The sequence below is a fragment of the Luteimonas galliterrae genome, assembly GCF_023374055.1.
Classification (GTDB): Bacteria; Pseudomonadota; Gammaproteobacteria; order Xanthomonadales; family Xanthomonadaceae; genus Luteimonas_C; species Luteimonas_C galliterrae.
The window spans coordinates 1,194,019-1,220,415 of the sequence record NZ_JAMBEP010000001.1; the positions used below are offsets into that span (position 1 = coordinate 1,194,019).

Below are 26,397 nucleotides of genomic sequence, written 5' to 3' on the forward strand. Positions count from 1 at the left end.
CGTTGGGAGGGGCGGAAGTCTAGCAAAGCGTCCCGCGCAGCCCGCGCAGCGGCTAGTCCGCGAATTCCCGCTGCAGCTTGCGGCTCAGCTTGCCGCGCACCAGTTCGTAGCTGCGGCGGATCAGCGACCGGGTCTCGGCTTCGGGCAAGGCCTGCGCATCGTTCAGGCTGATCCAATGCCAGCGTGCCAGGAACGGCGCCGGGACGATGCCCGGGCGGTCGGTGAACTCCAGGAAGCGCGCCGTTTCCACCTTGAAGGCCAGATTCCGCGCCTCGATGCCGTCGTGCATCGCGCAGAACATCTTGCCGCCGACCGAGAACACCAGGATTTTGGTCCATTTGACCTCCTCCGCGACGCCCGGCCAGGCGGAAACGAGGCGGCGTACGGCGGCGGTCTTCATGCCGTAGAGCATAGCTTCACTTTCGCCATGCCAGCATTCGGCCATGAGCCCCCGCAACCGCCTGCCGCCGTGGCACGAGCAACTGCGCCTGCCCAACGGCCGGGAAGTGCTGATCCGGCCGATCCGGCCGGACGATGCCGGCCCGCTGCGCGCTGCTTTTCCCCTGCTGCAGCCGGATGAGGTCCGCCAGCGCTTCCTGTTCGCGATGAAGGAGCTCAGCGAGGACCAGGCCGAGCGGCTGACCCATCCCGACCCACGCACCGAATTCGCGCTGGTCGCGGCCGAGCCGCTGCCGCCCGGCGAAGCGCTGGTGGGCGCCGTCGCCCGCGCCTCGGTCGCGCCGGGCACGCGCGATGCGGAATTCGCGATCCTGGTCAGCCACTACATCAACGGCATGGGCCTGGGCCGGCAGCTGATGCGGCGCCTGGTGCGCTGGTCCAAGGGCAAGAAGCTCGAGCGCCTGTACGGCGATGTGCTGGAGCACAACCATCCGATGCTGCAGCTGGCGCAATCGTTGGGCTTCCATCGCGAATCGGCGAATTCGCCGGGGCTCGTGCGCGTAGTGCTCGATCTGCGCTGAATCGCCGACAGCGTCGCCGAAGTGCGTACCGTGATCGGGCCCGCCAAGCCGTGTCGGCGGAGCCGGGGGGCGATCACGCGTTAAACTTAGGCCTTCCCGCGCTGGGCGCAAACCGCGTCCGGCGCTGCCGTTGTTTTGTGCGATCAATGAGCGCCCCTATCAAAAACGCCGTTTTCCCCGCCCCGCCTCTACCCAAGACCGGCCAGCAACGCGCCTGGTGGCGCGCGCCTGCGTCCGCGTCCGCGCTGGCCTGGGCCGTTTCACGCGCTGCCCAGGCGCACGACGGACCGTTGCTGGCGATCGCGCGCGACAACCACAACGCGCACCAGCTCGAATCCGATCTGCGCACCTTGCTCGGCGAGGACGCCGCGCTGCCGGTGATCCCGTTCCCGGATTGGGAAACCCTGCCCTACGACCAGTTCGGCCCGCATCCAGACATCGTCTCCCAGCGCCTGGCCGCGCTGCACCGCCTGCCGGCGTTGAAGCGCGGCATCGTGGTGGTGCCGGTGCAGACGCTGATGCAGCGCCTGCCGCCGCTGCGCTACGTGGTGGGCAATACCTTCGATGTGCGCGTCGGCCAGAAGCTCGATCTCGACACCGAGAAACGGCGGCTGGAATCCGCCGGCTACCGCAACGTGCCGCAGGTGCTCGATCCCGGCGATTTCGCCGTGCGCGGCGGCCTGCTCGACGTGTACCCGATGGGCGCGGACGAACCTTACCGCGTCGAGCTGTTCGACGACGCCATCGACTCCATCCGCGCCTTCGATCCCGAATCGCAACGCTCGTTGGAAAAAACACAGGCGGTGCAGCTGCTGCCCGGCCGCGAGATCCCGCTCGACGACGAGTCGGCGCAACGCGCGATGGATGCGCTGCGCGAACGCTTCGACATCGATACCCGACGCAGCGCCCTGTACCAGGATCTGAAAGCCGGCTTGGCGCCGGCCGGCATCGAATACTACCTGCCCTTGTTCTTCGACAAGACGGCGACGCTGTTCGATTATCTCGGCGCGAACGCGTTGCCGGTGATCGTCGACGGCAGCAATGAAGCCGCAGAACATTTCTGGCGCCAGACCGGCGAACGCTACGAACAGCGGCGCCACGACATCGAACGCCCGTTGCTGGCGCCGGACCAGCTGTATTTGCCGCCCGATTCGCTGCGCGAAAGGTTGAACCGTTTCGAGTGCGTCGAAGTTTGCGGCCCCGAACACGCGCGTCGCGAACAGTCGTCGCCGTTGGGCGACCAGCCAGCGCCCGATATGCCGATCGCGATCCGCGATGCGGAACCGGCGGATTCGTTGAAGACGTTCCTGGCTACTTATCCGGGGCGCGTATTGATCGCCGCCGACACCGCGGGACGTCGGGAAGCATTGCTCGAAGTACTGCAGGCCGCGGGCTTGTCGCCTGACGTCCTGCCCGATTTCCAGGCCTTCGCCTTTCCTTCTCCCACCGGGAGAAGGTGGCGCGAAGCGCCGGATGAGGGTTCGGAGAAGCCGCAGGCATCCAAACCTGCGACGCCTCCCCGAACCCTCACCCCAACCCCTCTCCCAGAGGGAGAGGGGCTTGCACGCTTCGCCATCGCAGTAGCGCCGCTCGACAACGGCTTCGCCCTCGACGATCCGCGCATCGCCATCCTCACCGAGCGCCAGCTGTTCCCCGAACGCGCTGCGCAGCCGCGCCGGCGCAAGCGCGCCGGGCGCGAACCCGAAGCGATCATCCGCGATCTGGGCGAATTGTCCGAAGGCGCGCCGATCGTGCACGAGGACCATGGCGTGGGCCGTTACCGCGGCCTGGTCACGCTGGAAGCCGGCGGGCTGGCCGGCGAATACCTCGACATCGAATACGCCAAGGGCGATCGCCTGTACGTGCCGGTCGCGCAGTTGCATTTGGTCAGCCGTTACTCCGGCGCCTCGGCCGAGACCGCGCCGCTGCATTCGCTCGGCGGCGAGGCCTGGACCAAGGCCAAGAAGCGCGCCGCGGAGAAAGTGCGCGATGTGGCCGCGGAACTGCTGGACATCCAGGCCAAGCGGCAGGCACGCGCGGGTCTGGCCTTGCCACTGGATCGCGCGATGTACGAACCGTTCGCAGCGACCTTCCCGTTCGAGGAGACGCCGGACCAGCATGCCGCGATCGAAGCGGTGATCCGCGACCTGTCGAGCTCGCAGCCGATGGACCGCGTGGTCTGCGGCGACGTCGGCTTCGGCAAGACCGAGGTCGCGGTACGCGCGGCTTTCGTCGCCGCAGCCGCCGGCAAACAGGTCGCGGTGCTGGTGCCGACCACGCTGCTGGCCGAACAGCATTACCGTAACTTCGCCGATCGTTTCGCCGACTGGCCGATCCGGGTCGAGGTGCTGTCGCGCTTCAAATCCACCAAGGAAATCAAGGCGGAGTTGGAAAAACTCGCCGCAGGCAAGATCGACGTGATCGTCGGCACCCATCGCCTGCTGCAGCCGGACGTCAAATTCCACGACCTGGGCCTGGTGATCGTCGACGAGGAACAGCGCTTCGGCGTGCGCCAGAAAGAAGCACTGAAGGCCTTACGCGCCAACGTGCATCTGCTCACGCTGACCGCCACGCCGATCCCGCGCACCTTGAACATGGCCATGGCCGGGCTGCGCGACCTGGCCATCATCGCCACCCCGCCCGCACACCGCCTGGCGGTGCAGACTTTCGTGGTGCCCTGGGACGATGCGCAACTGCGAGAAGCCTTCCAGCGCGAACTGTCGCGCGGCGGCCAGGTGTACTTCCTGCACAACGACGTGGAAAGCATCGGCCGCATGCAGCGCGAACTGCAGGAACTGGTCCCGGAGGCGCGGATCGGCATCGCCCACGGCCAAATGCCGGAGCGGGAACTGGAAAAGGTGATGCTGGATTTCCACAAGCAGCGCTTCAACGTGCTGCTCTGCTCGACCATCATCGAATCGGGCATCGACATTCCCAACGCGAACACCATCGTCATCAACCGCGCCGACAAGTTCGGCCTGGCGCAGCTGCACCAGTTGCGCGGCCGCGTCGGCCGATCCCACCATCGCGCTTACGCGTATCTGGTGATCCCGGACCAACGTTCGATCACGTCGGATGCGCGCAAGCGGCTGGACGCGATCGCGGCGATGGACGAGCTCGGCGCCGGCTTCACCCTGGCCACGCACGACCTGGAAATCCGCGGTGCCGGCGAACTGCTCGGCGAAGACCAGAGCGGGCAGATGGCCGAAGTCGGCTTCAGCCTGTACACCGAGCTGCTGGAACGCGCGGTGCGCTCGATCAAGCAGGGCAAGTTGCCGGACGTCGATGGCGTCGAACGCCATGGCGCCGATGTGGAACTGCACGTGCCGGCGCTGATCCCGGACGATTACCTGCCCGACGTGCACGCAAGGCTGACGCTGTACAAGCGGATCAGCTCGGCGCGCGACGCCGAATCGCTGCGCGAACTGCAGGTGGAAATGATCGACCGTTTCGGCCTGCTGCCGGACGCAGCGAAGCACCTGTTCGCCATCGCCGAACTGAAACTGCAAGCCACGCAACTGGGCTTGCGCAAGCTCGATCTGGGCGAAAAAGGCGGCCGCGTGCATTTCGAATCCAAGCCCAATATCGACCCGATGGCGGTGATCCGCCTGATCCAGGGCCAGCCCAAGGCCTACCAGATGGACGGGCCTGACAAGTTGCGGGTGAAATTGGATCTGCCGGACGCTTCGACGCGCTTCAACGCCGCGCGCGGCCTGCTGACCACGCTGAAGGCCGCCTGATGGCCGCGCATCCGGCCTTCGCGGACTGGGACGGCAGCGTCGCGCATGCGCGCGCGATGCAGAGCGAACTGGCGCAGCGCGTGGTGCTGCGCGATGGCTTTCCGAAGACGCTGCGGACCATCGCCGGCTTCGATGTCGGCTTCGAAGAGGACGGCGCCGTCACCCGCGCCGCGGCCGTGCTGCTGGATGCGGAAACGCTGCAGCCGCTGCAATCCGAAGTCGCGCGCATCGAAACGGTCATGCCTTACGTGCCGGGACTGCTTTCGTTCCGTGAATTGCCGGCGCTGCTGAAAGCGCTGGACAGGCTGGGCGCGACGCCCGATCTGGTCTTCGTCGACGGCCACGGCATTGCGCACCCGCGCCGGTTGGGCATCGCCGCCCATTTCGGCGTCGTCACGGGCCTGCCCAGCATCGGCGTGGCGAAAAAGATCCTGGTAGGCGCAGCCACAACAGTGCCGCACCAGATGCGCGGCGCCTACGTCGCGCTGCGCCACAAAGGCGAGCAGATCGGCTGGCTGTTGCGCAGCAAGCCCAACTGCAATCCGCTGATCGTATCGCCGGGCCAGCACGTGGCGATGGCGTCCGCCGCCGACCTGACGATGCGCTTCGTGACCCGCTACCGGCTGCCGGAGCCGACCCGGCTGGCCGATCGGCTGGCTTCGCGCCGCGACGAGGACCGGGGTTAGCCTCCGGAAAAGCGGATTCACGGTGCGCTCGGGTACCGCGGGATAGGCTCCCGGCTCGTCTCCATGGCAGGAGTTGCCGATGACCGGTCGTATCTCCGCATTGCTGATCTCTACCGCCCTCGCCGCCGCCGCGCTCGGCTGCACGTCGACCACCGCCGCGGGCGAAAACAGCGGCGCTCGCAGCGTCCCGGTCGCGCAAACGTTCGCGATGAAACCCGGCGAAAGCGTGGCGCTCGCTGGAAACGGCCAGCTCAAATACGTCGGCGTGAAGAACGATTCGCGTTGTCCGCCCGAGCGCCAGTGCGTATGGGCGGGCGATGCGGAAGTGACCTTCGAGTGGACCGCAACCGGCGCCGGAACCGAATCGTTCGGCTTGCATACCGGTTTCGCGGACAAGGCCAGCAGGCCGGTCGCCGGCCACAGGCTCGCGCTGGTTTCGCTGGCGCGCGGCGCGAATCCCGAGGCGCAATTGCGGTTCGACTCCCTGCCGTGAGCGATGCGGTGCCGGAACAGGTCACGGTGCGATTACGCATCGTCGTGATCGATCCGCCGCCGGGCGTGACGTTCGCGATGCAGCGCGGCCGCGACGAACTCGTTCCGCCGGCGAACCGCGATGACGGCCATCTGTCTTTCGATTTCGAGTTGCGTACCGGCAAACCGCTCGCCGACGGCCGCCCCAATCTTCTCGGCCCCTTCGCCCAGGGCACGCCATCGGCGCGTTTCGTCTACGTCAATTCCGGCACGTTGGCCGGGCAAGCGGATTCGTGCTGGACGCGGCGCGCGAAGATCATGCTGGCCGGCATCGACCAGGCCTTGCTGGCACGCGCGCTGCGCAGCGGCAGTCGACTGGAAACGCGGATGCGCGGTACCGGAACGGACGGCGGGCCTGCCTGCGCCAGCGTGCGGTTGATCGATGGCTGGAAGTTGACCGAGCAAGGCCGAAACGCAGCGGCTGGCTTTTCGTAGGAGCGGCTTTAGCCGCGAGCTCTTCAGGATCGCGGCGATCTTGCAAAGCTCGCGGCTAAAGCCGCTCCTACGAAAAGCAGGGCGGGCGGAATGCATCGTTGCATGACCCGCGTGGCGGCATCATGCCGCTGATGCCATGCTGTGCGCAGCTCGGAAACGGAGGCCTCCCATGACCACGATCATCGCCCCGCGCGTCCACGACCTCGGCGGCTTCCAGGTGCGCCGCGCCGTGCCCAGCGTGCAGGCGCGTTCGGTCGGGCCGTTCGTGTTCGTCGACCAGATGGGTCCGGCGGTGTTCGAACCGGGCCGCGGCATCGACGTGCGCCCGCATCCGCATATCGGCCTGGCCACGGTCACTTTTCTCTGGGCCGGCGCCATCACCCACCGCGATACGCTGGGTTCGCTGCAGGACATCAGCCCCGGCGACGTCAACTGGATGACGGCCGGCCGCGGTATCGCCCATTCCGAACGCACGCCGCAAGGGCTGCGCGCATCGGGCAGCGAAGCGCACGGCATGCAGACCTGGGTCGCGTTGCCCAAGCCCGACGAGGAAGTCGCACCGGAATTCCATCACCATTCCGGCGCCACGCTGCCGCAGCTGCAGCGCGACGGCAGCCTGCTGCGCGTCATCGCCGGCCGCGGCTTCGGCATGGAATCGCCGGTGCGCGTCTTCGCCGACACGTTCAACGTCGCGGTCGACCTGCAACCGGATGCGGAAGTGAAGATCGACGACAGCCACATCGAACGCGCGCTCTACGTGCTCGACGGCGAAGCGCAACTCGACGGCGCCGACATCCCCAAGCAGCACCTGGTGCTGCTCGATCCCGGCACGCGGCCCGCCTTGCGCGCGAAGACGCCGCTGAAGGCCATGCTGTTGGGCGGCGAGCCGCTCGATGCGCACCGCCACGTGTGGTGGAACTTCGTTTCGTCGTCGCGCGAGCGCATCGAACAGGCCAAGCAGGACTGGCTGGAAGGCCGTTTCGGCAAAATTCCCGGCGACGAGAGCGAATTCATCCCTCTCCCGGAGCGGTGAGACTGATTTTCGAGCTGTTTTATTTGCGGATGGAGCCAGGGTTGTTTATGGTCGGGTTGCGGTGGGGACCGCAAACCAGGGGAAAACCCATGAAACTCCTATTTTCACTCCCTTTGCTGTTGGGGCTGGCCGGCTCGGTCCATGCCCAGAACGCCAGCGAATGCCCGCGGCTGCCCACTGTCCAATTGAGTTGGGAGCAGCGCGACCGCGGCGATACCTTGCTCTGCCGCGCCATCCGCGAAGACGGCAGCGAGGCGTTCGGCGTTTCGATCACGCCCGACGCGCCGTACGAACTCAGGCGCAGCAACCGCCTCGGACCCGGCACGGTGGGCGAGCAAAGCGTGTATTGGTATCGCGGCGAACTGGCGACGCAGCCGGGCGTGCAAGTGCGCGAAACCATGTTCGAACTCGCCGACGGGCGCAGCGTGCATATCTGGCTGCAGGCCGGATCCGATGCCGAATTGACGCAGCTGATCGGAACGGTGCAGGCCGTGCGCTTCGACGCGAACATGCTCAGCAGCAAATGATCGCGTGCGCGGCCGGCAGCGGCCGCGCAATCACATGGCTTTAACCGGCGTGGCCTAGCGTTGCCCCTGGCCGGGGGAGCCGGCCGACGATCGGGAGGGAGCTTATGTTGAAACGACTCGGCGCCGAATTCCTCGGCACGTTCTGGCTGGTTTTGGGCGGTTGCGGCAGCGCGGTGCTGGCGGCGAATTTCGGCGGCGACGGCAATCCGCTCGGCATTGGCTTGTTGGGCGTGTCGCTGGCCTTCGGCTTGACGGTGCTGACCGGCGCCTACGCCTTCGGACATATTTCCGGCGGCCATTTCAATCCCGCGGTAAGCCTGGGTCTGTGGGCCGGTGGACGTTTTCCGCTGAAGGACCTGCTGCCCTACATCGTGGCGCAGGTGCTGGGCGCGATCCTGGCCGGCTGGATCCTGTGGCAGATCGCCAGCGGCACTGCGACTTTCGCAGTCGATACGAACGCGGCCGGCGCCTTCGCCAGCAACGGCTACGGCGCGCTATCTCCGGGCGGCTACACGGTGGCGGCGGCATTCCTGTGCGAAGTGGTGCTGACCGCGATGTTCCTGGTGGTGATCATGGGAGCGACCCATGCGCGCGCGCCGGTGGGCTTCGCGCCGATCGCGATCGGCCTGGCGCTGACGCTGATTCATTTGATCAGCATTCCAGTGACCAATACCTCGGTGAATCCGGCGCGTTCGACCGGCGTGGCGTTGTTCGCCGGCAGCGGCGCGTTGGGACAGTTGTGGCTGTTCTGGCTGGCGCCGATCCTGGGCGGACTGCTGGGCGGCGTGATCTACAAGTGGCTCGGCAATGACCGGCCGGATATCGTCGGCGACGGGCGCTGACAGGTTTTTCTTCCGTAGGAGCGGCTTCAGCCGCGAGCTTCTATTTTCGAGATGCCGTGAAAGCTCGCGGCTGAAGCCGCTCCTACGAAGAGCAACGGCAGCGGAGCAAGCTCCGCTCTACAAGAGCAAGCGACTAGAAACGGCCTTCCTGGAAATCGACGAAGGCCTGCATCAATTCCTGGCGCGTGTTCATCACGAACGGCCCGTGGCGCGCGACCGGTTCGCGCAGCGGCCTGCCCGCGACCAGGATCAACCGCGCGCCATCGGCGCCGGCCTTCAGCTTGAGCGTGTCGCCGCCGCCGAGCAGGCCCAGTTCGTGCGTGCCCAGGTCTCGCGCTTCGCCGCCGTCGCCCAACGCCGCATGGCCTTCGAACACGTAAGCGAATGCGTTGTGGCCCGCGGGCAACGCGTATTCCCATGCGGCGTCCGCATCGAGCGCGATATCCAGGTACAGCGGCGACGTAGCCGGTTGGTCGATCGGACCGCGCACGTCGCCGACGCTGCCGGCGATCACTTTCACCGTCACGCCTTCAGCCGGCTGCGCGACCGGGATCTGCGCCGGCGCGAATTCCTGGTAGCGCGGCGCCGTCATCTTGTCCTTCGCCGGCAGGTTCACCCAGAGCTGGAAGCCGCGCATGCGGCCTTCCTGCTGTTCGGGCATTTCCGAATGCACCAGGCCGCGGCCGGCAGTCATCCACTGCACGCTGCCGGGCACCAGCAGGCCTTCGTTGCCGTGGTTGTCGCGATGGCGCATGCGGCCGTCGAGCATGTAGGTGACGGTTTCGAAGCCGCGGTGCGGATGCTCGGGGAAGCCGGCGATGTAGTCCTCGGCGCGATCGGTGCCGAATTCGTCCAGCAGCAGGAACGGATCCAGGTCGGGCAGCACATTGCCGCCGATCACACGGGTCAGCTTGACGCCGGCGCCATCGGAGGCCGCCTGGCCGCGAACGGTGCGGGCGATCGTGGCGTAGCCGGGGGCGATGGTGGTGCTCATAGGGACGGGTCCTCCTTCGGGATTACCCACAGATGCGGCCGCGCCGCGCGGCCAACAGCACCGCCGATGGAACGCAGGGTTACGCGCCGGCCGCCTCTGTCCGGCGATAGACGTAGACCGTGGCCGGCGGCACATTGCGCAACACGAAGGCGCCGCGCATCGCGGCCAGCCCCAGTTCGCGCGCCACCTCGTCGGCCAGCGGCGGCTGCGGGCCATAGGTGAACTGGATCAGCCGGCCATCGCCGCGCAGGCAGTCGAAAGCGGCGGCATAGATATCGCGCTGCAGTTTACGGTCCATGGACAGCATGCCCAGGCCCGACACGATGGCATCGGCCGCCCCCTCGCCCACGAACCCCTGCGCCGCAGCGATTTCGCGCAGCTGGCGCGCGTCGCCGAGCACATTGCGCGCCTGCGGAAAGCGTCGCTGCAGCCTGGCGTGCATGGCTTCGTTCAATTCCACGACCAGCAAATCCGCGGCGGCGATGCCGTGCGCCAACAGGGCTTTGGTCAAGGCGCCGGTGCCGCCGCCAAGTTCGATCACGCGGCGCGTATCGGGTGGCAGTTCGGCCACCATGGCGGTGGCCAGTTCGGGGCCAGACGGCGCGATCGCGGCGGTGCGGCGCGGATGTTTCAGCCACTGGCGCAGCATCAACATCCAAGGCGGCAAGGCATCGCTTAAGAGAGTGGTCATACCCCCCATCATGAAGGCTGCCGTATTCCGGCTTCGTTAAGCGCCACGGGCGGATCGTTTGCGCTGTGCCCCGGCCGCCTCGGTGATCGCCATGAAAACGCCTCTACTCGCCTTGCTGGCTTCCGCACTGGCACTGGGCGCCGGCATCGCCGGCGCATCGGGACCGGCCGCGAAATCCGCCCCTATCCGCCCCACCGGCGAATGCCTCGTTGCGCGGCAAGTGCTCGACTGGGGCGTGGTCGACGATCGCCGGCTCGTGGTCAAGAGCCTGGGCAAGCGCTATTACGATATCCGACTCAGCCATAGCTGCCGCGATCTGAATCGGCGGCCGTATCTGACATTCCGCGACGGCCTGCGGCCTTCGCCGCTGGGCTCCGGCCGCGGATTCCGCCGCGGCGTGGGCAGCGACCCGGTCACGACCGATGGCCGCATCTGCGGCGATCTGGGCGACGCGGTGGTGCCGGTCAGCGGCGTGCGCAACGGCTTGGAAATCCCCTGCCGCATCGGCAGCATCCGCCGCATCGACGAAAACACGTTCGAGAGCGTGTTCGGCCGGGATTCGGGCTCGGCCAATGCGTTGCTGGATTCTGCGCCGACCGTGAAGCCCGTCGCCCGCTAGGCGAATGCCATCGTAGGTGCGAATTCATTCGCGCGCTTTTTGCTGTCACCTGCGAAAAAAGCGTGCGAATGAATTCGCACCTACGAAAAGCGGGGATTACGCGCTCAAGCGCCAGGCCTGGTGGATGCGCGGATTGCGCGCGAAATCCGGCGGAACCGTCTGCGCGGTGATATCCACGCAGTGCCCGAATGCGGCTACGGCTTCCGTATCCAACCGGAAGCGGCGGAAATTGGTCGAAAAGTAAAGCGCGCCGCCCGGCGCCAATCGCGCCATGGCGGCGCGCAGCAGGCGGACGTGTTCCCGCTGGACGTCGAAGTCGTCGGCGCGCGCGGAATTGGAGAACGTGGGCGGGTCGCAGAAGACCAGGTCGTACTGGCCGCGGTCGGCCTGCAGCCAAGCGATGGCATCGGCCTGCACCAATCGGTGCGATGCGCCGCCGAATCCGTTCTCGCGCAGGTTGTCGGAACACCATTGCAGGTAGGTCGCGGACAGGTCGACCGTGGTCGTCTGCCGCGCGCGGCCCAGCGCCGCGTGCACCGTCGCCGCCCCGGTATAGCCGAACAGATTGAGGAAACGGGCGTCTTCGGCTTCTTCGGCGATGCGCAGGCGCAGCGGCCTGTGGTCGAGGAACAATCCGGTATCGAGATAATCGAACAGGTTCACGCGCAGCCGCGCGCCGCCCTCGCGCACCAGGATCCATTCGCCGCGCTGGTCCATGCGTCCGTACTTGCTGCCGCCCTTGCCGCGCTCGCGTGTTTTTACGGCGATGCGCTCGCGCGGCAGCGCGAAGGCGTCCTGGGCCGCGGAGAGCAGCTCGCGGAATCTGCGCCGCGCATCCGCCTCGGGGATCTCGGCCGGCGCGGCGTATTCCTGCACGTGCAGCCAGCGGCCGTCCGGGTCGTCGGCCTGGGTGTAGACGTCGATGGCGGCGGCGTATTCGGGCAGGTCGGCGTCGTAGGCACGGAAGCAGCCCACGCCTTCCCGCTCGCGCCAGGATTTGGAATTCCTGAGATTCTTGCGCAGGCGATTGGCCACCATCTGCGCGCCTTCGGACAACTCGCGCGGCGCCGCCGGCTCGCGGATCGGCGTCGCGATCGGATCGCACACGATCAGCGCGCATTCCAAGGCGCCGTTGAACACCTGGTATTTCTTTTGCGCGCGCAGGCCGGTGGCGTGCGCCAGTTCGGCGTCGCCGCAGAGCAGGCTGGCGCGCCAGGCGGGCACGGTGCGTTTCAGGGCGTCGCCGAGTTGGCGGTAGAGCGTGGCGTCGGCGGCCAGACGGGCGTCGTAGGGTGGATTGCAGACGGCCAAACCACCCATTTCGGTTGCATTCGCATTTAGGCCGTCATTCCCGCGAAGGCGGGAATCCAGTGACTTCGCTTCTGCGCCTTCCTGAAAATCCAAAGTCGCTGGATCCCCGCCTTCGCGGGGATGACGGCTTAAGGCAACGGCAGACAAGCGCTCGATCGGGAGCACCTGCCACCGGATCGCATCGGAAACACCCGCCATCCACGCATTCTGTTCTGCCGAACGGATCGCATGAGGATCCGAATCGCTGCCGAAGAATACCGGCCGCAGCGCAGCGCGGCCGGCTGTTTCGCGCCGCCGCGCCTCATCGAGCAGGGCTCGCCATGTCGCGGCATCGAAACCGAGCCATCGGCTCGGCGCGGCATCGGCATAACGCAACAAACCGGGCGCGACATCTGCGGCCATCAGCGCACCTTCGATCAGCAGCGTGCCGCTGCCGCACATCGGATCGAGCAAGGCGCCGCCTTCGGCATGGATGCGCGGCCAACCGCCGCGCATCAGCACCGCCGCTGCCAGCGTTTCCTTCAACGGCGCCTCGCCTTGCGCCTGGCGCCATCCGCGCCGGTGCAAGGGGCCGCCGCCCAGGTCGACCGACAGGATCGCCCTGCCCTTGCGCACCACCAGGTTCAGGCGCAGGTCGGGCGATTCCACGTCCACCGACGGGCGCGCGCCGTCCGCGGTGCGCAGGGTATCGACTACGGCATCCTTGGTGCGCTGCGCCGCGTAGCGCGCATGGGTGATCGCGGCGCCGGATACGTGCGCGTCGACGGCCAGCGTCATTTCGTGCGACAAGTGCCGCGACCAGTCGATCGCCACCGCGCCGGCATACAGCGCATGCTCGTCGGGGCATTCGAAATCGGCCAGCGGCCATAGCACGCGACTGGCCAGGCGCGACCACAGCGCCGCGCGCTGCGCATCGGCCAATTCGCCTTCGACGTTGACGCCGGCCGCCGCGGCGGTCGCCTTGGACGCGCCGAGCGCCACCAGCTCGTCGGCGAGCAGGTATTCCAAGCCTTTGGCGCAGCTGGCGAAGAATTTCATCGCTTACAACGACCTCAGCAATTCGGCGAATGCGTCCGCCGATGCCGCGACGTGCGCGGACAGGCGGTGGCTGTCGTCGACCAGCAACAAGCGCGCGCGGCGCGGATGCGCCCAGTCCACTACCTGCTGGGCCGGGATCAGCTCGTCGTTCCATCCATGCAGGATGCTCGTCGGCACCAGCGCGGCATCGAGCGCGGGCGCTTCGCCCATGCGGACCGGCGGCGCCATCAGGAACAGGCCGGCGACCGGCACCTGCAGCGAAACCAATCCGGAGACGTAGGCGCCCAGGCTGGAGCCGGCCAGCAGCAACGGACCGCGCGCGGCGGCGGCCTGCGCCAATGCCAGCAATCGTTGCAGGCGCGCCGGCACGTCCCCCAGCTCGCTGACTTCGCGTTTGGCGTCGAGATCGGTGTAATCCGGGCGCTCGTGCGTCCAGCCGAGCCGCTCGGCGGCTTCGGCCAGCGCGGTGACCTTGGTGGCGTCGGGACCGCTTTCGAAACCGTGGGAAAGGATGCAGTGTCCGCGCATGTTCAAGGATCGTCGTGGAGGGCGTGCGCGGCGCGCACGGAAAAAAGAGGTTGCGGCGATGGCCGGCGCGGAGGGCGCGCGCTAATCCGGTACCGCGACGACCTCGTCGCCCACATGCAGCGTGCCGCCTTCGAGGATGCGCGCGCACAGGCCGCCGTGGCCGCGCATCGCGTTGTAGCCGCCCGGGCCCAGCGCGGCTTCCATGCGCGAGCACGGATCGCAACTGTCAGTGCCTTCCAGCAGCACGTCGCCGATGCGGAACCGGCGGCCTTTGAAAGCGATCAAGGGAATGCCGGACACCACCACATTGCGCCGCAACAGCGCCGGCGGCACGGCGTCGTGCCCGCTGAGGGCAGCGATCGTCGGCAGGTGTTCGGCCTGGATCAGGGTGATGCCGCGCTTGCCGCTGCCGTTGTTGGCCATGTAACGATCGCCTTCCAGGCCCTTGCCGGCCACGGCCTGGACCGATTCGACCGGGGTCATGTCCACGTCTCGCGCCGGGCGCAAGCCGATCCAGCGCACCTGGCCGCGGCGCGGGAACTGCGTCATCAGCCGGTACAGCTCGGAATCGGGGGACAGCGTGGCCATGCGCGAATGCTAGCATCGCCGCTGCCCGTTCCGCCCCAGGCCAGGCCGTGCTGATCGATCCCTTGCCCTACGAAACCCGCCTGCAGATGCGTCCGCTGTCCGCCGTCGACCTGGTCGTGATCCATTGCACCGAGCTGCCGGATCTGGCCATGGCGCGCGACTACGGCGAGCGCGTGCTCTACCCCGAGCCGGATGCGGCTGGCGGCACCGGCAACAGCGGCCATTTCTATATCGACCGCGACGGCGCGGTGCATCGCTACGTCGCGCCGGACCGCATCGCGCATCACACCCGAGGCTACAACCCGCGCTCGATCGGCATCGAACTGGTCAATGCCGGACGCTATCCGCACTGGCTGGATTCGCGCCATCAGGCGATGAACGAGGCTTATGCGCCGGTGCAAATCGACGCATTGATCGATCTCCTGAACGGTTTACGCAAAGATATTCCCAGTTTGAGGCTGATCGCAGGGCATGAAGAGCTGGATACCACCGAAGTCGAAGCCAGCGACGATCCGGCGCGCAAGGTGCGCCGCAAGCGCGATCCGGGTCCGCTGTTCCCATGGCCGCAAGTGCTCCAGGCCGCCCCCCTCCTCCGGCTCACTGCTCTGTAGAGCGGACTTCGCTCCGCTACCCGGATGTTGCTCTTCGTAGTTAGCCGGGCAGCGGAGCAAGCTCCGCTCTACAGAGCAAGGGCTCCAGCGGCGTCCCCTATAATTACGGCATCGCCATCGGTTGCCCGACCATGACCTCCGCCGTCTCCGAACTGATCGAACTGCTGTCGCTGGAACGGCTGGAGGACAACCTCTTCCGCGGCCAGAGCCGCGACATCGGCACCAAGTACGTGTTCGGCGGGCAGGTGCTGGGCCAGGCCCTGTCGGCGGCGCAGGCGACGATGACGCAGCCGCGCGAGGCGCACTCGCTGCACGCCTATTTCCTGCGCGCGGGCGACATCGAACATCCGATCGTCTACGACGTGGACCGCACCCGCGACGGCGGCAGTTTTTCCGTGCGCCGCGTGAGCGCGATCCAGCACGGCAAGGTGATCTTCTTCTGCGCGGCCTCGTTCCAGGAAGCCGAGCCCGGCGCCGAGCACCAGCTGTCGATGCCGGAAGTGCCCAAACCCGACCACATCGAGCCCGCGCATGCGGTGCCGCCGGAAGTGCTGGCCAAGCTGCCGACCAAGGTGCAGCGCTGGCTCAGCCGCATGGGCCCGTTCGAGTTCCGCCACGTGTACCCGCGCGACGAGCTCAATCCCCCCAAACGGCCGCCGTTCCAGCAGGTCTGGTTCCGGCTGGCGGAAAAGGTCGGCGACGCGCCCGAACTGCACCGCGCATTGCTCGCCTACGCCTCGGATTTCCATCTGCTCGGCACCGCGACATTTCCGCACGGCATCAGCTATTACCAGCCGAACGTGCAGATGGCTTCGCTCGACCACGCGCTCTGGTTCCACCGCCCGTTCCGCGCCGACGACTGGCTGTTGTATTCGATCGACAGCCCCAGCGCGCAGGATTCGCGCGGCTTGGCGCGCGGCTCGATCTACGACCGAAAGGGCAGGCTCGTCGCCAGCACCGCGCAGGAAGGCCTGATCCGCGTGGTGAAGGATGCCGAGGCGGCCTCGCAAGTGCCGGCCAAGGAATGATGCGATGAGACAGGTATTCACCAGCGCGCGGCTGGAGAACGTGGAAGCGGTCGCCAAGATGCTGGAAGACGACGGCATCGAAGTGCGGATCACCAACGGCCGCTCGTACAAGGGCTCGGTGCGCCGCAATTTCAGCTATCGCGAGGGCAGCAACGAAGGGCCGCAGCCGGCGGTGTGGATCGTCAAATCGGAAGACCAGCCGCGCGCGCGCGCGATCCTGCGCGAGCACGGCCTGATCGACAGCACGCGCGCGTCGGAAGGCGCGGCCGCGCCGACCTTCATCGAAGTGACGCCGGCCAGGGCGATGCGCGCGCCGCAGAACCGCGTGTTCAAGCTCAAGGTCGGCATCCTGCTGGTGATCGCGGCCATCCTGGGCCTGATGATGTTCCAGAATCTGGGCCGATGGACGTCGCCACCGGCGGCGCCCGCGCAACCCGGCGCAGCGCCGATGCCAGAGGCCCTGGCGCAAGCGCTCTTCGCCGAGGAAATCGTGCCGGGCGACGCCAAGGTCGCCTGCCTGAGCATCGACGGCAAGGACGCGCCGCTGCCGCTGATCGAAAAACTGATCCGCCCGAACCTGGCGGTCGCGCCCGGCTCGAGCTGCGTGCGCGTGGCCGCCGAAGGCAGCGGCAGCTATTCGCGCGCGACGCGCGCTCCGGCGGTGCTGGTGGAGATCAACGGCTTCCGCACCCTGCCCGACGGCTCCATGCAAGTGCAGTACAGCGCCTACCGCCATCGTCTGCGCGCCACGTACAAGACGCTGGAAGTGAAACAGGTCGATGGCCAATGGCGGATCGGGCGCACCTTGAAGCATGTCTCCGCTTGATGCGGATAGCGGTTGCTTCGTGGGAGCGGCTTTTGTGGGAGCGGCTTCAGCCGCGAGCTCTTGATCTTGCTTTCGATTCGTCCCGAAAAGCTCGCGGCTGAAGCCGCTCCCACAAAAGCCGCTCCTACAAAAGCCGTGCCTGCAAAAAGGGCCGGTCACATTGCCCGCCCGGCGCCGTCCTGGTATCTAGATCCTGCGAGCGGGACCCGATGAACGCCGAAGCCGTCGACCTGCTGATCCGCCAAGAACTGCCCGCCGCCGCGCGCGGCGACCGCGATGCGTACGGGCGCATCGTCGCCGCCTGCCAGAACACGGTCACCGCCGTCGCGCTGGCGATCACGCACGACGTGCCGGCCAGCGAGGACATCGCCCAGGAGGCGTTCCTGTCGGCCTGGCAGCATCTCAAGCGGCTGCAGAATCCGGCCAGCTTCCTGCCCTGGCTGCGGCAGATCGCGCGCAACCTGGCGCGCGACCACCTGCGCGCGAGCCGGCATCGCCCGCTCGACGGCGAAACCGCGGAGATCGCCATCGCCCTCGCCGCGGACCCCTCGCCTACGCCGGTGCAGAAGATCATCGAAGACGAACGCGAGCGCGCCGCCGCCGAACTGATCTCCGCGCTGCCCGAGGAAAGCCGCGAAACGCTGCTGTTGTATTACCGCGAAGGCCAAAGTTCGCAGCAGGTCGCCGCGTTGCTGGGCCTGTCGGACGCGGCCGTGCGCAAGCGCCTGTCGCGCGCGCGACAGGATCTGCGGCGGGACCTGCTCGAGCGATTCGGCGAGTTCGCGCGCAGTTCGGCGCCGGGCGTCGCATTCACCACGATGGTCGCCACCGCATTGACAGTGGCGAGCCCGGCCGCCGCCGCGGCCGGCATCCTGACCGCCGGCGCCGCAGTCGGCGCCAAGACCTTCGGCAAGATCCTGCTCGGCGCCGCAGGCAGCATCGGCTTCGCCGTCGTCGCATCCTTCACCGCGATCTATCTCGGCCTGCGCAGCCAGTTGCGCGGCGCGATCGACGAACGCGAACGCCATGGATTGATCCGCAGCGCCGTGATCAACGCCTTGGCATCGATCGGTTTCGTGGCGGCATTGCTGGCGATCGCCAAGGCGACGACCGGCTGGGTCCCGGCTGTGCTGGCCACCGTCGCGTTCATGGCCACGATCTTCTACCAGAGCCTGGTGGTGCAGCCGCGCGTATTGGCGCGCCGCCATGCGATGGAAGCCGCGCGCGACCCGATTGCCGCAGCGCGCGAACGCCGCAAGGAAAAGATCAAATGCTGGATCGGCGTCTTCTTCGGCACCGTCGGCGGCTTGGGCGGCCTGATCGGCGGCCTGATCGCATCGGGGCGCCTGTAGCACCGGAACCGTAGGGCGGACCTTGGCCCACCCTACTGGCAATCGGGAATCGTCGGCCTTGCGCCGTGGCCCACGCAGAACTCGAAATCCTGCGGCAAGGCCACGATCCGCTTCGACATTCCCTTCTTGAGGGTGAATTCTTCGATCGGCTTGAACGCGCAGGCTGGATCGCCGGCGCCCGCGCGGCAATCGCGCAGGAACAGGACATAGGTGCAGGCGCCGGCGACGCTGTCGATGCATTGGAACGTGGCCAGTCCGTCGCGAATGGTCGCCTTCGCGGCATTGGCGCCTTGCGGGCCGCTCGACGACATGGAGACCACCCGCGTGCGCGGCCCGTCGCAGCCCATCACCGTCAGCAGGATGGACAGCACCGCCATCGCGATGCGTACCAGGTCTTTCGGCAGTCCGCGCATCGCCTCGTCCTCACATGTTCTTGAACAGCGCCATGAACGGCTGGCTCACGGTCAGCGTTTCCGGCCGCTGCTTCAGCTTCACGATCCCCTTGCCGGTGTCGTCGCGCGCGATCGAGGCGATCGCTTTCAGGTTGACGATGGTGGAACGGTGGATCTGCTTGAAGATGGCCGGATCCAGCGCCTCGAGCAGTTCGCGGATCGGTTTGCGCAGTAAGGATTCGCCCTCCGCCGTCATCACCACGGTGTACTTGTGGTCGGCGCGGAAATAGGCCACGTCGTCGACCATGATCAGCCGCGTTTCCTTGCCCGCGCTGGCGGTGATCCACACCAGCGGCTCGCTGGGCGCGGGCGGCGCCGCGCCCAGCCGTTCGATCAGCGCGGCGAGCACGGCCGCATCCGGCTGCCCCGCCGCTGCGCGCGCCTGCAGCCGCTGCGCGGTGGCTTCCAGCCGCTCGCGCGAAATCGGCTTGAGCAGATAGTCGACGGCGCCGGTTTCGAAAGCGTCGATGGCGTACTGATCGTAGGCGGTGACGAACACCACCTGCGTCTTGGGGCTGGCATCGGCCATCGCGGCGGCGACTTCCAGGCCGGTCAAACCGGGCATCCGGATATCGAGGAAGGCGACATCGGGCCGATGCTCGGCGATCGCTTCCAAAGCCTCGCCGCCGTCCTCGCATTCGGCGACGATCTCCAGCTGCGGCCACACTTCGCGCAACATCGCGATCAGCGCCTGGCGCAGCAAGGTTTCGTCTTCTGCGATCACGCACTTAAGCATGGCCGGGACCCTCGTCGGCGACCGCGGGCACGACGATGGTCGCCGCGACGCCGTTGGGGAAGTTGGCGACGATGGCGAAGCTTGCGGCGTTGCCGTAAGCCAGCCGCAACCGTTCCCGCACGTTCTTCAGGCCGATGCCGGTGCCGCCGCTGCCCGCGCTGAAGCCTTGCCCGTCGTCGGCCACGGTGACCGCTACGCCCTGATCGTTGGTGCGCGCGAGGATCCAGACAGTGCCGCCGCCCGGTTTCGGTTCCAACCCGTGCTTGATCGCGTTCTCCACCAGCGTCTGCAGCATCATGGTCGGGAACGGCATCCCTCGCAGGGCTTCGGGCACATCGATCTGCAGCTGCAAGCGCGCGCCCATGCGGATCTGCAGGATTTCCAGGTAGGCACGGGCGCGTTCGAGCTCTTCGCCCAGAGTGGACAACGAATCTTCGGTGCGCGGCAGCGAATGGCGCAGGTAAGTGATCAGGTTGCCCAGCATCTCGTCGGCGCGTTGCGGATCGCTGCGGGTCAGGTATTGCGCGCTGGCCAGCGTGTTGTAGAGGAAATGCGGCTCGACCTGCGCATGCAGCAGGCTCAGCTTGGCGACCGTCAGTTCCTTTTCGGTGACGGTCTGCGCGGCCTTGGCCTGCTCGCTGCGGCGGCGCTCGGCGACGCGGCGGGTGATGGCGCGCGTGATCGCTTCGGCATTCTCCAGGTTGGTGCCGTCGTCGACCTTGAACCAATCGGTCCAGGCTGCACTTTCCGGCTCGCAGATCAAGGTCAGGCTGCCAGTGCCTTCGCCGGGCGTCACCGTGGCCAGGATCTGGTTGCGCTTGTTGCCCAGCCAGCTCAGCGGGTTGTAGCGGCTGGGCGACTTGTTGCTGTAGGGATCGATGCGCTGCACTTTGGCCCGCACCTGCAGGCTGTCGCGCGCGCTTTCGATTTCCTCGGTGCGCGGCAGTTCGCGGATCGCCGCATCGACCAGGTCGAAGGCTTCGCCCGCTTCGAACGGGATCTCGACCTGGCGCCGCTGGCGGTTGGCGAGCGTGGCCGCGTCGACCTGCCCCGCGATCAGCCGCACCCGCCGCAAGTGCGAGAACGCCCCGGTGACCACCAGGGCCATGGTCGCGCAGAAGATCAGCACGAACGGCAAGGGCGGCCCGTCCTGCATGCCGCCGAACAAGCCGGCGATCAACAGGGTGGCCAGGAAGAACCCCAGGAGCCATGCGCTGGCGATGCGGATGACGAAGAAGAGGCTGCGTATCACGGCGCTACCGGCGTTTCGGATGTGCCGCGGAGCATAGCCGGGCCACTCTGTCCCGTCGCCACCCAGGCGACGAAACCCCGGAATCGGCGACGGAAGCCGGCTTTGTAGGAGCGGCTTCAGCCGCGAGCTTTTGTGGCCCGGCAACCGTGATGGAAAAAGCTCGCGGCTGAAGCCGCTCCTACAAAAGCGGAGGCAAAAAAAGCCCGGCCGTCCGGCCGGGCTGTCCCACGGAAAACCTCGCCGGAATCCGTATCAGCGATGCGCCTGCGATGCGTCCTGCATCTCGACGCGGCTGACGACGCCGTCGCCGTTCTTGTCCATCTTCTGGAAGCGTTCGGCGCTGCGCGCCTCGTGCTTTTGTTGGAACTCGGCATGGTGCGCCTGCGCCGAGGCATCCATTTCCGCCTTGGTGAGGTTGCCGTCCTTGTTCGTGTCGGCCGAGGAGAACCACTCTTCGCGGTGCTGGCGGCCGCGCAACTCGCGATCTGCGCTATCCGCGTAGCCGTCCTTGTTCGCATCCATGTCCTTGAAGCGTTCGGCCAGCTTCGGATCGGCGGCGGCTTCGGCCTGGCTGATGCGGCCGTCCTTGTCGGTGTCGGCCTTCATCATGCGGCCATCGCGGCCGCCATGACGGCCGCGCCACTGCGGGCGCTCGTCGGCGGTCAGTTTGCCGTCCTTGTTCTTGTCCATCTCGTCGAAACGGGCGGCCAACCTTTCGGATTTCCCGACTTCGCTGCGGTCGATCGCACCGTCGCCGTTGGCGTCCAACTTCATCCGCCCTTCGTGCTGCGCCCCCGGCACAGGGGCCGCCGTTTGCTGCGCGACGGCGGCGCCGGCCGCGATCAGGCTGAGCGCGACGGCGGCATACAGTATCTTGCGGTTCATCGATATCTCCATTCGGGCGGCGACGGTGCCGCCACTGCAGCCGTCAACGCCCGGACCGGCGCAGGGATGACAAGGCTGTCGCCGTGTTCAGCACCCGGACAGTCGCGGCGATTGCGAACCGGGGCGGTATCCTTGCCGCATGACGAACGCCCTCGCCCGCGCGCTGTCGATCCTGGGCCATCCGCTGCTGGTGTTGCCGGCGGCCGCGCTGTTGCTGGCTGCGAAGGCCGGCGCTCCCGGCCTGTCGCGCCTGGCCTTCGGCCTGGGCGGCCTGGCCGTGCTGGTGCTGGCCTATTCGTGGTGGCAGGTGCGGCGCGGACGCTGGGATCACGTCGATGCCAGCGCGCGCCACGAACGGCGCACGCTGAACCGATTCCTGCTGGCGGCGTTCGCGGCCGCAGCCGCGATCGCCTGGACGGGCGGCCAGCACGAGTTCGCGCTGGGATTGGCGCTGTCCGCGCTTCTGATCGCGGTGGCGATGTCGTCCGTGCGCTGGTGCAAACTTTCGCTGCACGTGGCCTTCGCGGTGTTCGCGGCGCTACTGCTGGCGAACCTGTCCTGGCAGGCCTGCGCCATCGCATCGTTGTTCGCCGCCGCGGTGGCCTGGTCGCGGCTGGCGCTCGCCCGCCACATGCCGCGCGACGTGGCTGCCGGCGCCGCAGCGGGCGCGCTGGCGGGCGGATTGTTCTGGCGTCTACTGCCGGGCATGGCGGGATAAGCCGTGCGCACCGACCCGCAACACGACACCGAAGGCATGCGCCTGTTCGACACCGGCGCCCACCCCTGCGGCTACTGGCCCGACCGCACGGCGCGCGACCTGGTGCTGGATCCGCGCGATCCGCGCCTGGCGCAGTTGTACCCGCTGGCCCTGAGCTGGGGTTTCCGCCGCTCGGGCGATATCGTTTATCGGCCGCATTGCGCAGGCTGCCGTGCCTGCATTGCGGTACGCGTGCCGGTGAACGAGTTCGCGCCCAACCGCAGCCAGCGCCGCTGCCTGCGGCGCAACGCCGATGTCGAGATGCGCGTCGTCGCCGCCATCCGCACCGACGAACAGCTGGCCCTGTACCAGCGCTATCTCGCCGCGCGCCATCCGGGCGGCGGCATGGACGACCACGGCGCCAGCGAGTACGACCAGTTCCTGGTCGGCGCCTGGGCCAGCGGCCGCTTCCTCGAATTCCGCAGCCATGGCCAGCTGCTGGCGGTGGCTGTCACCGATCGCGCCGACAATGCGCTGTCGGCGGTCTACACCTTCTACGACCCCGATCAGGTTTCGCGCGGGCTGGGCACGCTGGCCGTGCTGCATCAAATCGAATGGGCGCGGCGCGAAGGGCTCGACTATCTGTACCTGGGCTATTGGATCGAGGGCCATCGCAAAATGGATTACAAACGCCGCTTCCGGCCGCTGGAAGCCTTCACCGGCCGCGAATGGCGGCGCATGGAGTCCGGAGAGGATGCATGACCTTGCGCACAACAGTCTCCATCGCATTGCTCGCCCTGGTGGCCTGCGCCGGATGCGTACGCGTCAACGTGCACGGCGATCCGGCGGCGATGGCGCCTGATGCCGCGCTGCGCGTCGCCACCTACAACACCTCGCTCTACAGCGACGACGATGGCGGTCTGATCCGGCGCCTGCAGGGCGACGATCCCGGCGCGCGCAAGATCGCGGCCGTGCTGCAGCGCGTGCGGCCCGACTTGGTGCTGTTGAACGAATTCGACTACGACGACGCGGGACGCGCCGCCGACCTGTTCCAGCGTCGCTATCTCGAAGTCGCGCAAGCCGGCGGCGGCGAAGCGCTGCGTTATCCCTACCGCTATCTGGCGCCGGTCAACACCGGCGTGCCCAGCGGATTGGATCTGGACGGCAACGGCGAGACCGGCGGCAGCGGACGCGAACGCGGCAACGACGCCTGGGGCTACGGCCTGCATCCGGGGCAATACGGGATGCTGGTGCTGTCGCGCTATCCGATCGATACGGCTGCGGTGCGCACGTTCCAGCGGCTCAAGTGGAGCGCGATGCCCGATGCGTTGCGACCCGTCGATCCGGCGTCCGGAGGCTCCCATTATCCGGATGCGGTTTGGCAACGGTTGCGGCTGTCTTCCAAATCGCACTGGGACGTACCGGTGCGCACACCGCTGGGCACCTTGCACTTCCTGGCGTCGCATCCCACCCCGCCGGTGTTCGACGGCCCCGAAGACCGCAACGGCGCGCGCAACGCCGACGAGATCAGGCTATGGCGCGAATACGTCTCGCCCGGCGACAAACCGTGGCTATGCGACGACCGGGGCCGTTGCGGCGGCCTCGCTGTGGAGGCCAAATTCGTGATCGCCGGCGATCTCAACAACGACCCGGCCGACGGCGACGGCAGGCATGAGGCGATCGTCGAATTGCTCGAGCATCCGCGCGTGCTGCGCTATGCGACGCCGCGCAGCGTCGGCGCTGTCGATCTTGCCGCAACGTACGCGCAATCCGGCATTTCCCGCCGCGGCTCGCCGGCGCACGCCACCGGCGATTTCGGCCCGAAAGTCGGCACGTTGCGCTTGGATTACGTATTGCCTTCGGCGGGTCTGGTCGTACGCGATAGCGGCGTGTTCTGGCCTGCGGCCGGAGATGCCGATGCGACGATAGCCGATGGCAGCGACCATCATTTGGTGTGGGTCGATTTGACGCGGTGATGCGTCGTCTGACGGCTTCATGCGTTTAACTTTACCGCCGACTCTGTAGAGCGGAGCTTGCTCCGCTGCCTTTAGTGCGCCAATCCAAAGAAGACACGTCACCGCAATCGTTGCGAATCAAAATCTAGTACCTGCGTAAGAAGGTCAGCCACGACGAAAGCCAGGTCCGCTGGCGTACTTTTAGTCGCGACGCATCGCACCGCAGTTCAGGCCCTTTCTTGGGTTACTTTCTTTGGGCCAGCAAAGAAAGTGACCCGCGCGCAGCGCGGAAGCCTTTATCCATGGCGCGAGTCGCAGCGCAAGCCGCCAGGACGCGGGCCTGGATCCCGGCCTTCGCCGGGATGACGGCTGAGGCGCAAACGCAAGGGCAAGATGGGTCCCAGCGTTCGCTGGGATGACGGCGTGACAAGGGCAGCGGAACAAGCCGGCTCCACCGAGCCAGACGGCTTCAATCTCAAACTTTCGGTTTTTCTTCCGCCGGCGAAGAAGCAGGCGCAATCACCGTCGTCGGTTTTTCGAAGCCCTGCGGCCCGAAACCGAAAACGCCGTCGCTATGCGCCGAAACGATCATCCGCACCATCCCGCTGGGCACCATCAGTTCGATCTGCACCGGCTTGCCGTCCTTGTTCTGCCCCTGCAGCGTCATCTCGATCAGCGCGCCGCCGGTGTCGATCTCGTTGCACAGCACCCACGGCTCCGGTCCCGGCATCAGATAGGGCTTGATCGCCTCGCCCAGCGCTTCCAGCGCCTGCGGGAAGAAAAACACGGCGTAACCGTCGGTGCCATTCATGCAAGGATCCTGTGGGTCGGGCAGCTGCGCGCACTATCGGGCATCGCGCAGCTCTATGGTAAGCGCCGCAGCCGCATCGCGCGCGACCGCGCGCGCGTCCTCGACGTTTTCGCCGCGCGCCAACGTGACGCCGACGCGGCGATGGCCCTCCACGCGCGGCTTGCCGAACAAGCGCAATGCGGTATCGGGCACGTGCAAAGCCGCCTCCAGTCCGCTGAACACCGGCACGCCATGGCCTTGCGCCAGCACCGCGCAGGACGCCGACGGCCCGAGTTGCCGGATGCAGGGAATAGGCAGGCCCAGGATCGCGCGGGCATGCAGCGCGAATTCGCTCAGATCCTGCGATACCAGCGTGACCAGGCCGGTGTCGTGCGGGCGCGGCGAAACCTCGCTGAACCAGACCTCGTCGCCCTTCACGAAGAACTCCATGCCGAACACGCCCCAGCCGCCCAGATCGTCGCTGAGTTGCCGCGCGATGCCCTGCGCCAGCGCTAGCGCGCGCGTCGACATCGGCTGCGGCTGCCAGCTCTCGCGGTAGTCGCCGTCGCGCTGCAAGTGGCCGATCGGCTCGCAGAAAGCGGTGCCGTCGCGGTGGCGCACGGTCAGCAACGTGATCTCGTAATCGAAATCGATGAAACCCTCGACGATCGCGCGCCCGGCGCCGGCGCGGCCGCCTTTTTGCGCGTAGTCCCAGGCCGCATCGACCTCGTCCTGCGTGCGCACCAGGCTCTGGCCCTTGCCCGACGAGGACATCACCGGCTTCACCACGCAAGGCAGGCCGAGTGCCGCCACCGCCGCGCGGTATTCGTCGTGCGTATCGACGAAGCGGTAAGGCGACGTCGGCAATTGCAGGGTTTCGGCGGCCAGGCGGCGGATGCCTTCGCGGTCCATGGTCAGCCGCGCCGCGCGCGCGGTCGGGATCACGCGCGTGGCGCTGCCCCGCTCGGCGAATTCCTTTTCGAGCTGCACCAGCGTTTCGGTATGGATCGCCTCGATCTCCGGCACGATCAGGTGCGGCTTTTCCTGTTCGATCAGCGCGCGGATCGCGGCGCCGTCGAGCATGTCCAGCACATGGCTGCGATGCGCCACCTGCATCGCCGGCGCGTCGGCGTAGCGGTCGGCGGCGATCACCTCCACGCCGAAACGCTGCAGCTCGATCGCGACTTCCTTGCCCAATTCGCCGGAGCCCAGCAGCAGCACGCGGGTCGCGGAGGGTGACAGGGGCGTACCGATGGACAGCATTCAGAAG

At 67.2% G+C, this 26,397-nt stretch carries 28 protein-coding genes; 16 read left to right on the forward strand and 12 right to left on the reverse strand.

What is annotated here, in order from left to right; translation table 11 throughout:
- Positions 1-52: 52 nt before the first annotated feature.
- The gene (locus M2650_RS05475; RefSeq protein WP_249472245.1) at positions 53-400 is read right to left on the reverse strand and encodes an MmcQ/YjbR family DNA-binding protein; all 348 of its coding nucleotides are present in this window, start codon (positions 398-400) and stop codon (positions 53-55) included.
- A gap of 43 nt (positions 401-443) precedes the next feature.
- Here M2650_RS05475 and M2650_RS05480 point away from each other — a divergent pair, with 43 nt between their 5' ends.
- From M2650_RS05480 to aqpZ, 8 genes are all read left to right on the forward strand, one after another.
- Positions 444-980, forward strand: a complete 537-nt coding sequence (locus M2650_RS05480; protein ID WP_249472248.1) for a GNAT family N-acetyltransferase — start codon at positions 444-446, stop codon at positions 978-980.
- Positions 981-1,138: 158 nt separating this feature from the next.
- The gene (gene mfd, locus M2650_RS16585; RefSeq protein ID WP_249474223.1) at positions 1,139-4,720 is read left to right on the forward strand and encodes a transcription-repair coupling factor; all 3,582 of its coding nucleotides are present in this window, start codon (positions 1,139-1,141) and stop codon (positions 4,718-4,720) included.
- A complete protein-coding gene (gene nfi / locus M2650_RS05490) occupies positions 4,717-5,406 on the forward strand; it encodes a deoxyribonuclease V (protein ID WP_425602530.1) in 690 nt (229 codons plus the stop codon). Before mfd ends, nfi begins: the two co-directional genes overlap by 4 nt.
- Before the next feature lie 79 nt (positions 5,407-5,485).
- Positions 5,486-5,899 carry a hypothetical protein gene (locus M2650_RS05495; RefSeq protein WP_249472254.1) on the forward strand — a complete coding sequence of 138 codons (414 nt, stop codon included), beginning with the start codon at positions 5,486-5,488 and terminating at the stop codon, positions 5,897-5,899.
- Positions 5,896-6,372, forward strand: a complete 477-nt coding sequence (locus tag M2650_RS05500; RefSeq protein WP_249472257.1) for a DUF5990 family protein — start codon at positions 5,896-5,898, stop codon at positions 6,370-6,372. The genes M2650_RS05495 and M2650_RS05500 overlap by 4 nt, the downstream gene beginning before the upstream one ends.
- Positions 6,373-6,541: 169 nt before the next feature.
- The gene (locus tag M2650_RS05505) at positions 6,542-7,405 is read left to right on the forward strand and encodes a pirin family protein (RefSeq protein ID WP_249472260.1); all 864 of its coding nucleotides are present in this window, start codon (positions 6,542-6,544) and stop codon (positions 7,403-7,405) included.
- A gap of 89 nt (positions 7,406-7,494) precedes the next feature.
- Positions 7,495-7,932, forward strand: a complete 438-nt coding sequence (locus M2650_RS05510; protein ID WP_249472263.1) for a hypothetical protein — start codon at positions 7,495-7,497, stop codon at positions 7,930-7,932.
- Between the two features lie 104 nt (positions 7,933-8,036).
- Entirely contained in the window at positions 8,037-8,774 is a 738-nt protein-coding gene (gene aqpZ / locus M2650_RS05515; RefSeq protein ID WP_249472265.1) for an aquaporin Z, read from the forward strand.
- Positions 8,775-8,907: 133 nt separating this feature from the next.
- Here the strand turns inward: aqpZ and M2650_RS05520 are convergent, their stop codons facing one another.
- Positions 8,908-9,768: a pirin family protein gene (locus M2650_RS05520; protein WP_249472268.1), complete on the reverse strand. Its 861-nt coding sequence runs from the start codon at positions 9,766-9,768 to the stop codon at positions 8,908-8,910.
- 79 nt (positions 9,769-9,847) lie between these two features.
- Positions 9,848-10,459 (reverse strand): class I SAM-dependent methyltransferase, encoded by a 612-nt coding sequence (locus tag M2650_RS05525; RefSeq protein WP_249472272.1) that lies wholly within the window; start codon positions 10,457-10,459, stop codon positions 9,848-9,850.
- Between the two features lie 91 nt (positions 10,460-10,550).
- Here M2650_RS05525 and M2650_RS05530 point away from each other — a divergent pair, with 91 nt between their 5' ends.
- On the forward strand, positions 10,551-11,078 hold the full coding sequence (locus M2650_RS05530; protein ID WP_249472275.1) for a hypothetical protein: 528 nt from the start codon (positions 10,551-10,553) through the stop codon (positions 11,076-11,078).
- 96 nt (positions 11,079-11,174) lie between these two features.
- On the opposite strand, the gene rlmKL is transcribed toward M2650_RS05530, so the two are convergent.
- The 3 genes from rlmKL to M2650_RS05545 all read right to left on the reverse strand — a co-directional run bounded on the left by rlmKL (position 11,175) and on the right by M2650_RS05545 (position 14,543).
- On the reverse strand, positions 11,175-13,427 hold the full coding sequence (gene rlmKL, locus M2650_RS05535; RefSeq protein WP_249472278.1) for a bifunctional 23S rRNA (guanine(2069)-N(7))-methyltransferase RlmK/23S rRNA (guanine(2445)-N(2))-methyltransferase RlmL: 2,253 nt from the start codon (positions 13,425-13,427) through the stop codon (positions 11,175-11,177).
- A 3-nt stretch (positions 13,428-13,430) separates the two neighbouring features.
- Positions 13,431-13,955: an alpha/beta family hydrolase gene (locus M2650_RS05540; protein ID WP_249472281.1), complete on the reverse strand. Its 525-nt coding sequence runs from the start codon at positions 13,953-13,955 to the stop codon at positions 13,431-13,433.
- A gap of 81 nt (positions 13,956-14,036) precedes the next feature.
- Positions 14,037-14,543, reverse strand: coding sequence for an MOSC domain-containing protein (locus M2650_RS05545; protein WP_249472283.1), 507 nt, complete (start codon positions 14,541-14,543; stop codon positions 14,037-14,039).
- A gap of 86 nt (positions 14,544-14,629) precedes the next feature.
- On the opposite strand from M2650_RS05545, the gene M2650_RS05550 reads away from it, so the two are divergent.
- The 4 genes from M2650_RS05550 (at position 14,630) to M2650_RS05565 (ending at position 18,360) form a co-directional block, all read left to right on the forward strand.
- On the forward strand, positions 14,630-15,154 hold the full coding sequence (locus tag M2650_RS05550) for an N-acetylmuramoyl-L-alanine amidase (RefSeq protein WP_249474225.1): 525 nt from the start codon (positions 14,630-14,632) through the stop codon (positions 15,152-15,154).
- 131 nt (positions 15,155-15,285) lie between these two features.
- Positions 15,286-16,182 (forward strand): acyl-CoA thioesterase II, encoded by an 897-nt coding sequence (gene tesB, locus M2650_RS05555; RefSeq protein WP_249472285.1) that lies wholly within the window; start codon positions 15,286-15,288, stop codon positions 16,180-16,182.
- A gap of 4 nt (positions 16,183-16,186) precedes the next feature.
- Positions 16,187-17,008: a DUF2007 domain-containing protein gene (locus tag M2650_RS05560; RefSeq protein ID WP_249472287.1), complete on the forward strand. Its 822-nt coding sequence runs from the start codon at positions 16,187-16,189 to the stop codon at positions 17,006-17,008.
- A gap of 209 nt (positions 17,009-17,217) precedes the next feature.
- Positions 17,218-18,360, forward strand: a complete 1,143-nt coding sequence (locus tag M2650_RS05565) for an RNA polymerase sigma factor (protein WP_249472289.1) — start codon at positions 17,218-17,220, stop codon at positions 18,358-18,360.
- A gap of 32 nt (positions 18,361-18,392) precedes the next feature.
- Here the strand turns inward: M2650_RS05565 and M2650_RS05570 are convergent, their stop codons facing one another.
- The 4 genes from M2650_RS05570 to M2650_RS05585 all read right to left on the reverse strand — a co-directional run bounded on the left by M2650_RS05570 (position 18,393) and on the right by M2650_RS05585 (position 21,685).
- A complete protein-coding gene (locus M2650_RS05570) occupies positions 18,393-18,773 on the reverse strand; it encodes a hypothetical protein (protein ID WP_249472291.1) in 381 nt (126 codons plus the stop codon).
- A gap of 10 nt (positions 18,774-18,783) precedes the next feature.
- Positions 18,784-19,548, reverse strand: a complete 765-nt coding sequence (locus tag M2650_RS05575) for a LytR/AlgR family response regulator transcription factor (RefSeq protein ID WP_249472294.1) — start codon at positions 19,546-19,548, stop codon at positions 18,784-18,786.
- Entirely contained in the window at positions 19,541-20,800 is a 1,260-nt protein-coding gene (locus tag M2650_RS05580; protein ID WP_249472297.1) for a sensor histidine kinase, read from the reverse strand. The genes M2650_RS05575 and M2650_RS05580 overlap by 8 nt, the downstream gene beginning before the upstream one ends.
- Positions 20,801-21,052: 252 nt before the next feature.
- On the reverse strand, positions 21,053-21,685 hold the full coding sequence (locus M2650_RS05585) for an EF-hand domain-containing protein (RefSeq protein ID WP_249472300.1): 633 nt from the start codon (positions 21,683-21,685) through the stop codon (positions 21,053-21,055).
- A 139-nt stretch (positions 21,686-21,824) separates the two neighbouring features.
- Here M2650_RS05585 and M2650_RS05590 point away from each other — a divergent pair, with 139 nt between their 5' ends.
- The 3 genes from M2650_RS05590 to M2650_RS05600 are packed head-to-tail and all read left to right on the forward strand — an operon-like array spanning position 21,825 to position 24,358.
- Complete coding sequence (locus M2650_RS05590; RefSeq protein ID WP_249472303.1) at positions 21,825-22,403, forward strand: phosphatase PAP2 family protein; 579 nt, start codon at positions 21,825-21,827, stop codon at positions 22,401-22,403.
- A 36-nt stretch (positions 22,404-22,439) separates the two neighbouring features.
- A complete protein-coding gene (locus tag M2650_RS05595; RefSeq protein WP_249474228.1) occupies positions 22,440-23,144 on the forward strand; it encodes an arginyltransferase in 705 nt (234 codons plus the stop codon).
- Entirely contained in the window at positions 23,141-24,358 is a 1,218-nt protein-coding gene (locus M2650_RS05600) for an endonuclease/exonuclease/phosphatase family protein (RefSeq protein WP_249472306.1), read from the forward strand. The genes M2650_RS05595 and M2650_RS05600 overlap by 4 nt, the downstream gene beginning before the upstream one ends.
- A gap of 454 nt (positions 24,359-24,812) precedes the next feature.
- On the opposite strand, the gene M2650_RS05605 is transcribed toward M2650_RS05600, so the two are convergent.
- Together M2650_RS05605 and purT are read right to left on the reverse strand one after the other, a co-directional pair.
- Positions 24,813-25,148 carry a hypothetical protein gene (locus M2650_RS05605; RefSeq protein ID WP_249472309.1) on the reverse strand — a complete coding sequence of 112 codons (336 nt, stop codon included), beginning with the start codon at positions 25,146-25,148 and terminating at the stop codon, positions 24,813-24,815.
- A 33-nt stretch (positions 25,149-25,181) separates the two neighbouring features.
- Complete coding sequence (purT, locus tag M2650_RS05610) at positions 25,182-26,390, reverse strand: formate-dependent phosphoribosylglycinamide formyltransferase (protein WP_249472311.1); 1,209 nt, start codon at positions 26,388-26,390, stop codon at positions 25,182-25,184.
- Between the last annotated feature and the right edge of the window lie 7 nt (positions 26,391-26,397).